At 52.8% G+C, this 13370-nt stretch carries 14 protein-coding genes; 13 read left to right on the forward strand and 1 reads right to left on the reverse strand.

What is annotated here, in order from left to right; translation table 11 throughout:
* Positions 1–46: 46 nt before the first annotated feature.
* Positions 47–1003: a protein translocase subunit SecF gene (secF, locus tag ACTH3S_RS15330; protein ID WP_441809878.1), complete on the forward strand. Its 957-nt coding sequence runs from the start codon at positions 47–49 to the stop codon at positions 1001–1003.
* A 90-nt stretch (positions 1004–1093) separates the two neighbouring features.
* Here secF and ACTH3S_RS15335 read toward each other — a convergent pair whose 3' ends face one another.
* A complete protein-coding gene (locus tag ACTH3S_RS15335; protein ID WP_441809879.1) occupies positions 1094–1894 on the reverse strand; it encodes an inositol monophosphatase family protein in 801 nt (266 codons plus the stop codon).
* 184 nt (positions 1895–2078) lie between these two features.
* On the opposite strand from ACTH3S_RS15335, the gene trmJ reads away from it, so the two are divergent.
* From trmJ to bamB, 12 genes are all read left to right on the forward strand, one after another.
* On the forward strand, positions 2079–2939 hold the full coding sequence (gene trmJ / locus ACTH3S_RS15340; RefSeq protein WP_441809880.1) for a tRNA (cytosine(32)/uridine(32)-2'-O)-methyltransferase TrmJ: 861 nt from the start codon (positions 2079–2081) through the stop codon (positions 2937–2939).
* A complete protein-coding gene (gene cysE, locus ACTH3S_RS15345) occupies positions 2932–3705 on the forward strand; it encodes a serine O-acetyltransferase (protein ID WP_441809881.1) in 774 nt (257 codons plus the stop codon). Before trmJ ends, cysE begins: the two co-directional genes overlap by 8 nt.
* Before the next feature lie 77 nt (positions 3706–3782).
* Entirely contained in the window at positions 3783–4280 is a 498-nt protein-coding gene (gene iscR / locus ACTH3S_RS15350) for a Fe-S cluster assembly transcriptional regulator IscR (RefSeq protein WP_441809882.1), read from the forward strand.
* Positions 4281–4298: 18 nt separating this feature from the next.
* Positions 4299–5447 (forward strand): IscS subfamily cysteine desulfurase, encoded by a 1149-nt coding sequence (locus ACTH3S_RS15355; protein ID WP_441809883.1) that lies wholly within the window; start codon positions 4299–4301, stop codon positions 5445–5447.
* 82 nt (positions 5448–5529) lie between these two features.
* On the forward strand, positions 5530–5958 hold the full coding sequence (gene ndk, locus ACTH3S_RS15360; protein ID WP_292275942.1) for a nucleoside-diphosphate kinase: 429 nt from the start codon (positions 5530–5532) through the stop codon (positions 5956–5958).
* Between the two features lie 62 nt (positions 5959–6020).
* Complete coding sequence (rlmN, locus tag ACTH3S_RS15365) at positions 6021–7133, forward strand: 23S rRNA (adenine(2503)-C(2))-methyltransferase RlmN (RefSeq protein WP_441809884.1); 1113 nt, start codon at positions 6021–6023, stop codon at positions 7131–7133.
* A 46-nt stretch (positions 7134–7179) separates the two neighbouring features.
* On the forward strand, positions 7180–7980 hold the full coding sequence (pilW, locus tag ACTH3S_RS15370; RefSeq protein WP_441809885.1) for a type IV pilus biogenesis/stability protein PilW: 801 nt from the start codon (positions 7180–7182) through the stop codon (positions 7978–7980).
* Positions 7970–8917 (forward strand): RodZ domain-containing protein, encoded by a 948-nt coding sequence (locus tag ACTH3S_RS15375; RefSeq protein ID WP_441809886.1) that lies wholly within the window; start codon positions 7970–7972, stop codon positions 8915–8917. The genes pilW and ACTH3S_RS15375 overlap by 11 nt, the downstream gene beginning before the upstream one ends.
* A gap of 37 nt (positions 8918–8954) precedes the next feature.
* Entirely contained in the window at positions 8955–10073 is a 1119-nt protein-coding gene (gene ispG, locus ACTH3S_RS15380; RefSeq protein ID WP_441809887.1) for a flavodoxin-dependent (E)-4-hydroxy-3-methylbut-2-enyl-diphosphate synthase, read from the forward strand.
* A 50-nt stretch (positions 10074–10123) separates the two neighbouring features.
* Positions 10124–11404 (forward strand): histidine--tRNA ligase, encoded by a 1281-nt coding sequence (gene hisS / locus ACTH3S_RS15385; RefSeq protein ID WP_441809888.1) that lies wholly within the window; start codon positions 10124–10126, stop codon positions 11402–11404.
* A 42-nt stretch (positions 11405–11446) separates the two neighbouring features.
* The gene (locus tag ACTH3S_RS15390; RefSeq protein WP_441809889.1) at positions 11447–12112 is read left to right on the forward strand and encodes a YfgM family protein; all 666 of its coding nucleotides are present in this window, start codon (positions 11447–11449) and stop codon (positions 12110–12112) included.
* Positions 12112–13284, forward strand: a complete 1173-nt coding sequence (gene bamB, locus ACTH3S_RS15395) for an outer membrane protein assembly factor BamB (RefSeq protein WP_441809890.1) — start codon at positions 12112–12114, stop codon at positions 13282–13284. Before ACTH3S_RS15390 ends, bamB begins: the two co-directional genes overlap by 1 nt.
* Positions 13285–13370 lie beyond the last annotated feature (86 nt).

Below are 13370 nucleotides of genomic sequence, written 5' to 3' on the forward strand. Positions count from 1 at the left end.
GGCGGCCGCAGGGTCGAGAAATTGTCGATCGGAGGAAAGCTCGCCAATGTCTGATGATCAGAAACAACCGTTTGATTTTATGGGGTTTCGGAAGATTGCTTCCGTAATTTCCATCCTTCTGGTAGTGGCGTCTATCGCACTTCTGGGCATTCGTGGCCTTAACTTTGGCATGGATTTTACCGGCGGTACCTCTGTAGAGCTGGAATATGCACAGGCGCCGCAGCTGGACCTGGTGCGCTCCACCCTCACAGAGGCCGGGTACGAACAGTTTGTCGTGCAGAACTTTGGCGCTGATACGATTGTACTTGTGCGCTTATCGGAAGCCGGCAATGATCAGTTGGCGCAAGAAATTGTCAGTGTCTTAACTAAAAATGGCGACGATCTAAAGCTGATAAGTTCGGAGTTTGTGGGGTCGCAAGTTGGTGACGAGCTAAAAGAGGACAGTGGTCTCGGGCTTCTCATCGCACTTGCGGTTGTACTCATCTATGTGGGTATGCGATTCCAGTTCAAGTTTGGTATTGCGTCGGTGGTGCCTCTGGCTCACGACGTTATTATTGTTCTGGGGATTTTCGCACTGTTTCAGTGGACCTTTGATCTTACGGTACTTGCGGCTTTGCTGGCGATTATCGGCTATTCGCTGAACGACACCATTGTTGTGGCGGATCGAATCCGTGAAAATTTCCGCAAAATGCGTGTGGGTGAATCTTGGGATATTATCAATGAGTCTATCCATCAAACTATTGCTCGTACCATAAACACTTCGGGTACCACGTTGGTGGTTTTGTTGGCTCTGTATTTCTTGGGCGGCGAAGCCATTAACAATTTTGCGTTGGCATTGATTATCGGTGTGGTGGTGGGTACTTACTCCTCCATCTATGTGTCCGCGAATCTCTTGATGGCGATGGGTGTTTCCCGCGAGGATCTTATGGTTCCGGCGAAAGAAGGTGCTGCCGATTCTGAAGAAGAGGAAGAGGCTCCACCGGAATGGCTCAACCGTATGTAGCCCTATTTCGGGGTGTTCCGGGGTTAATCCCCGGACACAAAAAAACCGCCACTTTGCAGTTGGCGGTTTTTTTGTGTCCGAAGTTTGGCTTTAGCCAGGTATACGACCACGGAACGGGTGCAGAATTTTCAGAACTTCCCGGAACAGTTTTGGATTGGCGACCACCAACTGGCGGGCTTTGTCCGTTGACGGGTTGCCTGAGAAGTCGGCCGTGAGAGCGCCAGACTCCATCGCCAAGGTTACACCAAGATCCAGATCCGCCGCTTCTGGGCGGAATATAACCGCAGCATCCATAAGGCCTGCAGATACCCTTGCAATATCAAGCACAACGCAGCCGGATGTGCGGAACATGGAGGAATTCTGGGCCAGTACCGCAGCCATTTCACCCCAAAGAAGCGGGTTGTCGCTTTTACGTGCTTGATCAAGCAGGTTAGTTGCAAACGCGGCTTTTTCGGCGTGTTTAATGTCAGACGCTCTTACTCTGCGGCTGTTCAATGCGGCCCCGCGGCCACGGCTGGCTGAGTATTCTTCGCCGGTAACCGGGTTGACCAGAAGAAGGTTTTCCGTGCGGTTGTTCTTCTTTTGCGCGAGAGCCAGTGCGAACTCAGGGATGCCTCTAAGGAAGTTTTCGCGACCCATAACCGGGAAAATGTGCCAGCTTTTTTCACTGGTTCCGGCGTCTGCCTCGTTAAGCGGCGCGATGCTGTGATCTTTGTAGGCTTTTTCGAGTTGCTCGGCAAAGTTGTCGTAAATGGATTGCTCGACCCGGTCCAACTGGAGGCGACGTTCGTCGTCGTCCTTTCCGGTAGGCTCCTGGCGCTCGAAGTGGGCTTTCAGGTAATCCGACCCCTGACGCGCGACGCGCAGGGCCATTTTAATAGCTGGTTGCATCTGAGTGATCGTTATCCGGGTGTGTGAAGGCCGGGTATGATAGCAAAGATCAACCCTCTTGTATGTTTTTTGACTCAGGAAAAGCACGGATAACACGATGTCAGGGGTTTTTCGGGGGCGCAGAAAGTGGCTGCTTTCTGATATCATAGCCGCCCTTAAATTTATAACCTTGGGCCAGCCGCCAATGCATAAACCATCTCCGCCACTGGAAGGGCCGGACGCGTTTCAGGATAAGATCCGGATCGTCCTTGTTGAGACCTCCCATTCAGGGAATATCGGAGCCGTTGCTCGGGCCATGAAAAACATGAAGCTCGCTAACCTATGGCTGGTTAATCCGAACTCTTTTCCTGATGAAGCATCATACGCTCGCGCTGCGGGGGCCTCCGATATACTCGATCGAGCTCAGGTAGTGCAAACACTGGATGAAGCATTGGAAGATTGTGTGATGGTTCTGGGTACCAGTGCCCGGGGGCGCAAAATACCCTGGCCAGTTGTGCCGCCGCCAGAGGCGGCCGAAATTGCTGCTGAAAATAGCCAGGCTGGGCCGGTAGCCTTGGTTTTCGGGCGGGAGAATCACGGGCTGAGCAATGATGAACTTCATCGTTGTCACTACCATATTCATATTCCGTCTAACCCTGATTACAGCTCACTGAATTTGGCGATGGCTGTCCAGATTATGTGCTATGAATTGCGCATGCTGTATCTGCGCAACCTTGAAGGTGGAGAGGGTAGTCCCAATTTGATCCCCATGACTGCCCCTGGCGATGCAGGCTGGGATGTGCCTCCCGCCAAAGTGGGAGATGTTGAAGGCTTTTTTGGCCACCTTGAACAAACATTGCATGATGTGGATTTCCACCGCCGAGACAATCCAAGGCAGTTGATGTCTCGTTTGCGTCGGCTGTTTCAGCGGGCAAAGCTAGATCAAATGGAAATCAATATCTTGCGGGGGGTTTTGAGTGCCGTGCAGAAGGCTGCAGGGACACGGGGAAATACCAAGCCAGCGCAAGACGGTACTGAAACAGAACGGGAAGAAGGCCATGTTTAGGCATTTGCGTGAAGATATCGACAGCGTTTTTCATCGGGACCCTGCTGCCAGGAACACCTTTGAGGTTCTGACCAACTACCCAGGACTCCATGCTCTGCTTATTCATCGGTTTTCCCACTGGTTGTGGAATGCTGGGCTCAAATGGCTGGCGCGGACTATCTCCACGCTGGCGCGGTGGTTTACCGGTATAGAAATACATCCGGGAGCCACCATTGGTCGGCGCTTTTTTATTGATCACGGTATGGGTGTGGTTATTGGCGAAACCACGGTTATAGGTGACGACGTTACCTTATATCAAGGTGTTACCCTTGGTGGGACAAGCTGGAACAAGGGCAAGCGTCACCCTACTATTGGCGACGGCGTTGTGGTGGGTGCGGGCGCAAAGATACTAGGGCCTTTTGAGGTGGGAGAGGGTGCCAAAATTGGTTCCAACTCCGTGGTTACCAAGGCCGTTCCTGCTGGCGCCACTGTGGTGGGTATTCCAGGCCGGATTATTGTCAGGCAAAAAACGGAAGATGATGCACGCCGCAAGCTAATGGAAGAGCGTATGGGCTTTGACGCCTACGGTGTGACTGAGGAAATGCCAGACCCAGTTGCCCGGTCTGTGCGGGCATTGCTTGATCATATGCATGCAGTGGATGAGCGCCTGGAGAACATGTGTCAGGCGCTTCGAAAGGTTAACAGTGACTATCAGAACGGCGATTTGCCGGTTCTGGATGAAAACGACTTTGATTGCGTGCGTGACGAAAGCGAGGATCGCGGCTGAATACTTGACTGAATTACTTGGTCAATTCATACTCGGCTTCTTATACCGAGATTCAATCCCATCATGGGGCTGATGCCATGAAGTTGACTACCAAAGGCCGCTACGCCGTTACGGCGATGCTGGATCTTGCTCTCCACGGGGGGCAGGGGCCGGTGACCCTTGCGGATATTTCAGCCCGTCAGGAGATATCACTTTCCTATCTGGAGCAGCTTTTCTCACGTCTTCGCCGCCGGGAATTGGTGGCTAGTATCCGTGGGCCGGGCGGCGGATACCATCTGAGCCGTGGTGCGGCCGATATTTATATCGCGGATGTTGTCGATGCGGTTAGCGAATCCCTCGATACGACCCGGTGCGGTAATAAAGGTGATTGCCAAAACGGTGAGAAATGCCTGACTCATCATTTGTGGTCTGATCTGAGTGATCAGATTCATCAATTTCTCAGCGGGATCAGTCTCGGAGATTTGATGGAAAGACACGAAATCCGCCAGGTTGCGGACCGACAGAACCGACGTCAGTCTGAAGGCGGTTCTGACACGATTAATACCGAGCGTCTGATTGATCAGGCGCCCGCCTGAATCAAGTCTCTGTATTTTATGAAAAAGCCTGTATACCTCGATTACGCGGCAACGACACCCGTTGACCCAGCTGTCGCTGATGAAATGATTAAATACCTGACTCCGGATGGCGTTTTTGGCAATCCTGCCTCTCGCTCTCACGGGTTTGGCTGGCAAGCGGAAGCTGCTGTGGAGTTGGCTCGAAGCCAAGTGGCAAGTCTGATTCATGCTGATCCCCGCGAAATTGTCTGGACATCCGGTGCAACAGAATCCGACAACTTGGCTATTAAGGGTGCGGTAGCCGATCGTGACAATGCACATCTAATTACATCAACAATTGAGCATAAGGCCGTTGTTGATACCTGCAAGTGGCTAGAGAAGCAGGGTGCTGACGTTACGTGGTTGGAGCCGGGCAGCGACGGCCGTATACAACCGGAGCAGGTATTTGACGCGCTTAGGCCGGAAACCGTTCTGGTTAGTTTGATGCTTGTAAATAATGAGCTGGGTTGCGTGACCGATACCGTTACCATTGGCGCGGAGCTGCGCAGTCGCGGTATTTTGTTTCATGTGGACGCCGCCCAGGCTGCTGGCAAGCTCCCCATTGATGTGACTGTCATGCCTGTCGACTTAATGTCTCTCTCGGGCCATAAAGTATACGGCCCCAAGGGTGTTGGGGCGCTTTACGTGCGGCGCTCTCCGGATGTGCGTATAGAGGCGCAGATTCATGGCGGCGGTCATGAGCGTGGTATGCGATCCGGAACCCTGCCAACCCACCAAATTGTCGGCATGGGTAAGGCGTTTGCAATTGCAGAAGCTTCTCTTGAAAACGAGGCCGAGCAAGTGGAGGGGTTGCGCGCATCTTTTTTGGGCGGTTTGAGTGAGTTGCCGGGGATAACTCTTAATGGCTCAGAAGCATGCCGTGTGCCGGGAATTGTCAATCTTTCGGTTGAAGGTGTGGATGCGGAATCTCTAATGTTGGGTCTCAGAGACCTGGCTGTTTCCTCAGGGTCTGCCTGTGCTTCTGCGGCTGTTGAGCCGTCGTATGTGCTCCGTGGGATCGGGTTGAGTGAGGAGTTGGCTAATCGGGCACTGCGTTTTTCAATCGGGCGCTACACAACCGTTGAAGAAATTGCCTTTGCCAGCGCGCAAATTGTTGATGTTGTTACTCGCCTTCGTGCAGTGCGGTAGGCAGTGGGCCTTTGACTGCGTATAATGTCAGGCCTGAAATTTACCCGTATTTATTTACCCCAACCCCTACCGGAGAAATACTATGGCTAACGAACGTACGCTTTCCATTATCAAGCCCGATGCAGTTGCAAAGAATGTCATCGGTGAAATCTATAGCCGTTTTGAGAAGGCTGGCTTGAACATCGTTGCTTCACGCATGATGCACTTGACCCAAGAACAGGCGGAAGGCTTTTACGCCGAGCACAAAGAGCGTCCGTTCTTCAACGATCTGGTTGCATTTATGACATCCGGCCCAGTGGTTGTTCAGGTTCTGGAAGGCGAAGGCGCTATCCTGAAAAATCGTGACCTGATGGGTGCTACCAACCCGAAGGAAGCTGAAGCTGGAACAATTCGCGCCGATTTCGCTACATCAATCGATGCTAACGCAGCTCACGGTTCTGATTCTGCAGAGTCTGCGGAGCGTGAAATTGCCTATTTTTTCAATGACAACGAAATCTGCCCACGGGGCTGATTTCGTTGGTCGGGGGTTGCCGTCGGCAGCCCCCGCATTGGTTATCTGATCGAGGTTATAAAATGACAGCGGCCGCTGAAAAAACCAATCTTCTGGGGATGCCGAGAGAAAAACTTGAGGCGTACTTTGAAACCTTAGGAGAGAAGCGTTTTCGCGCTACTCAGTTGCTGCAGTGGATGCATCAACGCGGCGTGGATGACTTCGATCAAATGACTAATGTGAGCAAATCCCTAAGGGAGAAGCTCAAGCAGGTGGCTGTGGTTCGTGGCCCCGAAGTTGTCTATGACGAAACGTCAAAAGACGGCACCCGTAAGTGGGTTATGCGTATGGATAACGGCAACAGTGTTGAAACTGTACTGATCCCAGACGGCGAGCGGGGCACGTTGTGTGTTTCCTCGCAAATCGGTTGTACCCTTGACTGTACCTTCTGTTCGACGGGCAAGCGTGGCTTTAACCGCAATCTGACGGCTGCAGAAATTATTGGGCAGGTATGGGTTGCGCGCAAGGCGTTTATGCCGTTTGAGCCAGGTCCTGATCGGCCAATCACCAACGTTGTCATGATGGGGATGGGAGAGCCTCTGATGAACTTTGACAATGTTGTGGATGCGATGAATCTGATGATGGAAGACCTCGCATATGGCATATCGAAACGCCGGGTTACGCTGAGTACTTCCGGCGTTGTGCCGGCCATTGATAAGCTTGCCGAAGTTACCGATGTTTCACTGGCCATTTCGTTGCATGCCCCCAATGATGAGTTGAGAAATAAGCTGGTTCCGCTCAATAAGAAGTACCCGATTGCGGAGCTTCTGGCGGCAACAAAACGCTATTTCAGCCGCTTGCCTGAAAAGCGCAAAGCGACGATTGAGTACACGGTTATTGAGGGTATGAACGACAAACCGGAGCATGCCCGTGAGCTTGCTGAGCTGCTTCGGGATCTTCCATGTAAGATCAATCTTATTCCCTTTAATCCGTTCCCCGAAAGTGATTTTCGTCGGCCTAGCACCAACGCTACCCGGCGTTTTCAAGCTGTGCTGAACGAAGCTGGTTACATCGCGACAATCAGAACACCCCGTGGCGATGATATTGATGCTGCTTGTGGCCAACTGGTTGGCCAGGTAGAGGACCGCACCCGTAGAAGTCAGCGATACATTAATGTTCAGCAGGTGAATCCCTAAGCGGACGCTTGCAGTGCTTAACCCGCGAGGAATGCAATCTGTGGCTATGAAATCGGTAAATAGACGTGTTGCTGCGGTAGCAACCTTGCTGGTTGCTTTCCTTGTTACCGGGTGTGTCACCACCACAGACAGCCGGTTTTCCCGTGAAGCTGACCGGCAAAAAGCGGTCGATAATTACGTTCAGCTGGCCACGGCCTATATAGGCCAAGGCAATACTGAGCGGGCACGGCATCATCTGGATCGGGCACTTGAGCTTGAGCCAGATAGCTCTCCGGCTCTTGCGGCATTCGGGTTGATCTACAACAGTGATGGTGATGCGGAGCTTGCAGAAAAGAGCTTTAGGCAGGCAATTTCCAGTGATTCCAGTTACACCCGTGCCAAGGTGTATTACGGTGCATTTCTTTACTCCCACGGGCGGATGGAAGAATCTCGCGACCAGTTTCGCGCAGCTTCCAAGGATACCGATTATAAAGATCGTGGGTCCGTTTTCTACAATCTTGGTATGACACAGGAACGTCTGGGGCTTCAGGAAGAAGCCGCTGTCTCTTACCGTCGTGCGTCTGAATTGACTCGCGGCGACGCTCGCTCGTTGCTTTCACTTTCCCGGGTTATGGTGGATTCTGGTGATATTGCTGGCGCTGCGCGCCATTACGATCGGCTAACGCAGATCATGGCGAGGAATGAACGCCTGCGACACTCTCCCGAGAGTCTGTTCACCGGCATTCGTATTGCGCGATACTTTGGAAATCAAAACCAGGAAGCCAGCTTGGTATTGCAGTTGAAGAACAATTTTCCGGAGTCAGTAGAGTACCAACAATACAAGGCGCTGATTTCTAATGACAAGTGATGAAAACCAACAAACCGTGACGAATAAAACCGTTGGCCAGCAACTGAAGCAAGCAAGGGAAAAGCACGGGTTGAGTGTTTCCCAGGTTGCTGATGCGCAGCATTTGAGAAGCGGTATTATCCTGGCCATAGAGAACGGGGATTACGGGCAGATCGACAGCGAGCTCTTTGTTAAGGGCTACGTCCGGGCCTACGCGAAGCAGGTTGGCGTCGATGGTGATGCGATTATTGCGGATCTGAATATCGAGCTCGAACCAGGGCGACTGCAAAAAGAACGTGAGTTGGAAGCCAATCCCTTAGTTGATATTGAGCGCCGTAGGCGCAAAAAGCGCCGGATTGGCAAGCTGCTTCTTCTGGTTGCTACGATCGCTCTTGTTGCTGTTTTTGTTGTTATGTTTGTTATGCCGAAGCTCGGTTTAGGGGAGGCTGGCGTTGAGCAGTCTACGACTGCAGAAACTGACCAGCAGACCGTTGAAGAGACGTTGCCCGAAAATGCAGAGGTGCAGGCAGCCCCAAACAATGAACTTGAAGCCGATGTTGCCGACATAGCGTCTGCTGAAGTTCCAGCATCGGCTGAGCTTCCGTCGGAGCAGGTTAGGGAAAATGAAGTAGTAGACCAGGTGCCAGTTGTTGCCCAAATTACTGAGCCTGCTCTGGCTCAGTCACCGGTGAGTGAAGAGTCCGCTTCGGTGTCTGGCAAGCTGGAAATAGTGTTTGCCGGCGATTGCTGGGTACAGGTTCGGGATGCGACCGGAAACCGCCTGGCAAGCTCAATGAAGAGGGCGGGTGAGCGGCTCGAGATATCAGGTGAAGCACCCTTGAAAGTGGTTATTGGCGCCGTAAATACCGTCAAGGCAATCCGCTTCCAGGGCGAGGCCGTTGACATGGGCGACTTTCCGGTGGTGAACAATCGATCTGAGTTCACACTGACTATCTGAACACTTTTTTGCATTTATCTATTTCGGTCATAAGCAAATGAAACAGGAATCCCCGATCAAAAGACGCAAATCCCGCCAGATTATGGTCGGGGACGTACCCGTTGGCGGAGGCGCACCCATCGCGGTGCAGAGTATGACCAACACCAACACCTGCGATGTAGATGCCACAGTAGGTCAGATCACTGCCCTGCAAGAAGCCGGTGCCGATATAGTCAGGGTGTCAGTGCCGGATATGGATGCAGCCGATGCTTTCGGAAAAATACGCGAGCGGGTGTCACTGCCTCTAGTTGCAGATATCCATTTCGACCACAAGATCGCGTTGCGCGTAGCCGAGTTAGGTGTCGATTGCTTGCGAATCAACCCAGGCAATATTGGGCGTGAAGACCGTGTAAGTGCGGTGATTAGCGCATGCCGTGATCGCAATATTCCTATGCGTATCGGCGTAAATGCCGGTTCATTGGAGAAAGAACTTCAGCGCAAATATGGAGAGCCGACAGCTGACGCACTGGTTGAGTCGGCTATGCGCCATATCGACATTCTGGATCGGCACGATTTCCAAAATTTCAAAGTCAGCCTGAAAGCTTCAGAAGTCTTCATGACAGTTGATGCGTATCGCAAAATCGCCTCTCAGATTGATCAGCCTCTGCACCTTGGTATTACCGAAGCCGGCGGGCTCCGCTCCGGCACCGTAAAGTCATCTATCGGGCTTGGGATGCTGTTAATGGACGGCATTGGCGATACTGTCCGCGTTTCCCTGGCGGCAGATCCGGTTCAGGAAATTAAAGTAGGTTTCGATATTCTCAAAAGCCTAAGGTTGCGCAGCCGGGGCATTAACTTCATTGCCTGCCCAAGCTGTTCGCGCCAAAATTTTGATGTCATTCAGACCATGAATGATCTGGAAGTGCGGCTTGAAGATGTGAATGAGGCCTTAGACGTCGCCATTATCGGTTGTATTGTAAACGGTCCCGGTGAAGCCAAAGTGGCGGATATCGGGCTGACGGGTGGCAGCCCAAAAAACCTGTTCTACAGGGACGGAAAGCCAAACCAGAAACTTGATAATGCCACCCTTACCGATGACTTGGAACGGCTCGTCCGGGAAGAGGTCAAACGCCGTAAAGAACGCGAAGATGCCATTATTGCGCGTTCAGACAAGTGATCGGCTAACTCGGTCTGGCACGACTATTCAGAGAAAATTAAGGGCTTACATTGGCTAAGATTCAGGCAATACGCGGGATGAACGATATCCTGCCCGAGCAGACACCGACCTGGCAGTTTGTTGAATCCACCGCTCGCAAAGTGTTGCGGCAATACGGCTATCAGGAAATCCGTATGCCGGTGGTGGAGCAGACAGATCTGTTTAAACGCTCCATCGGTGAAGTGACGGACATCGTTGAAAAGGAAATGTACACCTTTGCGGATCGCAATGGTGACAGCCTGACTCTCCGGCCAGAAGGTACCGCTGGGTGCGTACGTGCCGCAGAAGAGCACGGACTGCTGTTCAATCAGACCCGTCGGCTGTGGTACACCGGGCCTATGTTTCGGCATGAACGTCCGCAAAAAGGGCGTTATCGCCAGTTCCACCAGATTGGTGTCGAGTGCTTTGGTATTCAGGGCCCGGATATTGATGCGGAGCTGCTGATACTAACGGCTAGGCTTTGGCAAGAACTAGGCTTGGCTACTCATGCACGCCTCGAAATTAACTCTATCGGCTCATCGGCCGCACGCAAAGAGTTCCGCGGCGCTTTGGTAGACTATCTGGGGCAGTACAAAACCCAGCTTGATGACGACAGCCAGCGACGCCTTGAGACAAACCCGCTTCGTATTCTGGATAGCAAAAATCCAGAGACGCGCAAGCTACTTGTTGATGCACCGCGCCTGGAAAATTACCTTGATGAGGAATCACGGGAGCACTTTGCCCGCCTTAAAGAACTGCTGGATGCGGCTGGTATTGCCTACACGGTTAACCCGGCTCTTGTCCGTGGGCTCGATTATTATGGTAAAACGGTTTTCGAGTGGGTCACCGACAGCCTCGGCGCCCAAGGAACAATCTGTGCAGGCGGTCGATACGATGGCTTGGTAGAGCAACTTGGCGGTAGGCCAACCACGGCTGTCGGTTTTGCCATGGGGCTAGAGCGCCTAATTCTGCTGTTGGATACTCTAGGGTTGGTGCCCGAGGAGGCCAATAGCAACGCGGATGTCTATGTAACAGCTATGGGTGAGTCAGCTGTTGCTCCAGCTCTGGCTCTTTCTGAGACCTTGCGCAACCAACTTCCAGGCCGAGTGATTGTTAACCATTGCGGCGGCGGCAGCTTCAAGAGCCAAATGAAAAAGGCCGATAGAAGTGGTGCCCGTTACGCTGTGATCTTGGGCGATAATGAGTTGGAGAATGCAACGGCAAGCCTTAAGCCGCTGCGTTCAGATGAAGATCAAAGCAGTGTGGCCCAGAGTGATCTGGCCGCGACGCTTGCGAAAGCCTTAGCGAACTGATTCGCACGAATACAAAATTAAAAATACATTATTGGAGTCAACATGGCGGAACTGAACACCGACGAAGAACAGGTACAGGCGATTAAGGACTGGTGGAAGCGCAATGGCAGTTCTCTGCTTATTGGTATCGGTGCCGCCCTAGCGATTGTATTTGGCTGGCAAGCTTGGCAAAACTACCAGCACCAGCAGCGAGCTGAAGCCGCTAACCAGTTCGCTACTTTGTTGGGAGCCTCAGGCAACGAAGCGGATGAAACCGCTGGTGAGACCGTGGCCTTTGTAGCCAAAACCTTGCGCGATGATTACACCGACAGCGCCTATGCGATATACGGCAACTTGGTTCTTGCCCGCCAACAGTTAGTTGAAGATAACGATGCAGAAGCGGCCGTTGATTCACTTCAGTGGGCGCTGGAAAAAGCCGACGGGCACAAAGCCCTGGCCCTTGTGGTACGTAATCGCCTTGCTCGCGCCCAGTTCTCTGCTGAGCGTTATGACGAAGCACTTGCGACAATCGACAGCGCAGGAAGTGTGGATAGCGCAGATGCGTTTGCGGCAATCTTCTCGGAGTTGCGTGGCGATATCCTGTTAGCCCAAGGCGACGAGACAGGTGCCCGTGATGCCTATTTGGCTGCTCGTGAGCAGAACCAGCAAGGCCGTAGCGGTATTCTGGAACTGAAACTGTCTGACCTTGGTGTTGGAGAGGAGGCTTGATGCGATTGACTGGCAACAGGCTGGTTCAGGCTGGTATTTTCTCGGTCTTGGTGGCCGCACTGGGTGTGTCCGGATGCAGTACTACCGATACTTTTGAGCAGCCGGCACCGGTTCCGGAAGTGGACAGCACCGTACAGTTCCAAACAGTCTGGAGTTTGTCTGTCGGAGATGGGCACGATGACGACTTTTTATACCTGGCACCATTGAACGCCGGCGATACCGTGTACGCGGCGTCTGCTGATGGTGAGCTGGTGTCTGTGAATGCCGAGACTGGAGAGCTGCGCTGGAAGCGGAGCCTGGAAGACCGGATCTTTGCCGGCGTTGGTGGAGATCGGAGCCAGCTCTATCTGGTTACCCGTGAGGCTGATCTGGTTGCACTTTCGAGCGAAGACGGTAAGGAACAGTGGCGTACTGCGCTGCCCACAGAAGCCTTGGCTGCGCCTCAGTCAAACGGTGCGCTGGTGGTAACCCAGACCACTGACGGTCGAGTTCTTGCTTTTGATACGGCGACTGGTGAGAAGCGCTGGCAGTACGATGGCGTGGTACCGGCCCTTTCCTTGCGGGCAGCCGCAGCACCACTGGTAGGTGGCGATGTTGTGCTTGCTTCATTTTCCAACGGCAAGTTGATTGCGTTGTCAGCCGATGCTGGCCAGCCCCTTTGGCAATACGAGGTGGGACAGCCCCAAGGTCGCACAGAGCTTGAAAGGCTAGTAGACATCGCGGGGCAGCCATTGGTACTCGACTCCGCAGTGATGGTTTCGGGATATCAGGGAAAATTGGCTCTGATTGATATCCGTACCGGCCAGGAAATATGGAGCCGCAAGGCCTCCAGCCTGCATGCTCCGATGATTGGGGGTGGTAATATATTCCTTTCCTCCGCAAACGGCGATGTAGTCGCCTACCGAGGCTCAGATCGCAGAGAGCTATGGCTTCAGGACCGCTTGTCCTGGCGCCAACTGACCCAGCCGGCTGTTTATGAAAACTTCTTGGTTGTGGGCGACTATGAAGGCTACTTACATGTACTTTCGAGTGAAGATGGCAGTCTCGTCGGCCAGCAACGTTATGACAGTGATGGCCTGCGGGTTCCATTACAGCGCACGGCCAACGGAAACCTGATGGTTTTCGGAAACGGCGGTGAACTGTCTGTATTCAAACTGAAGGAGCGGAACTGATCCGCACTCCTTCAACGCCCAGCCGCACGCTGAGCCTAAAACGACTGTATAGCGAACCATTATGACCCCAGTAATTGCCCTTGTCG

This window comes from Marinobacter sp., assembly GCF_052094685.1.
In the GTDB taxonomy this organism is placed as follows: domain Bacteria; phylum Pseudomonadota; class Gammaproteobacteria; order Pseudomonadales; family Oleiphilaceae; genus Marinobacter.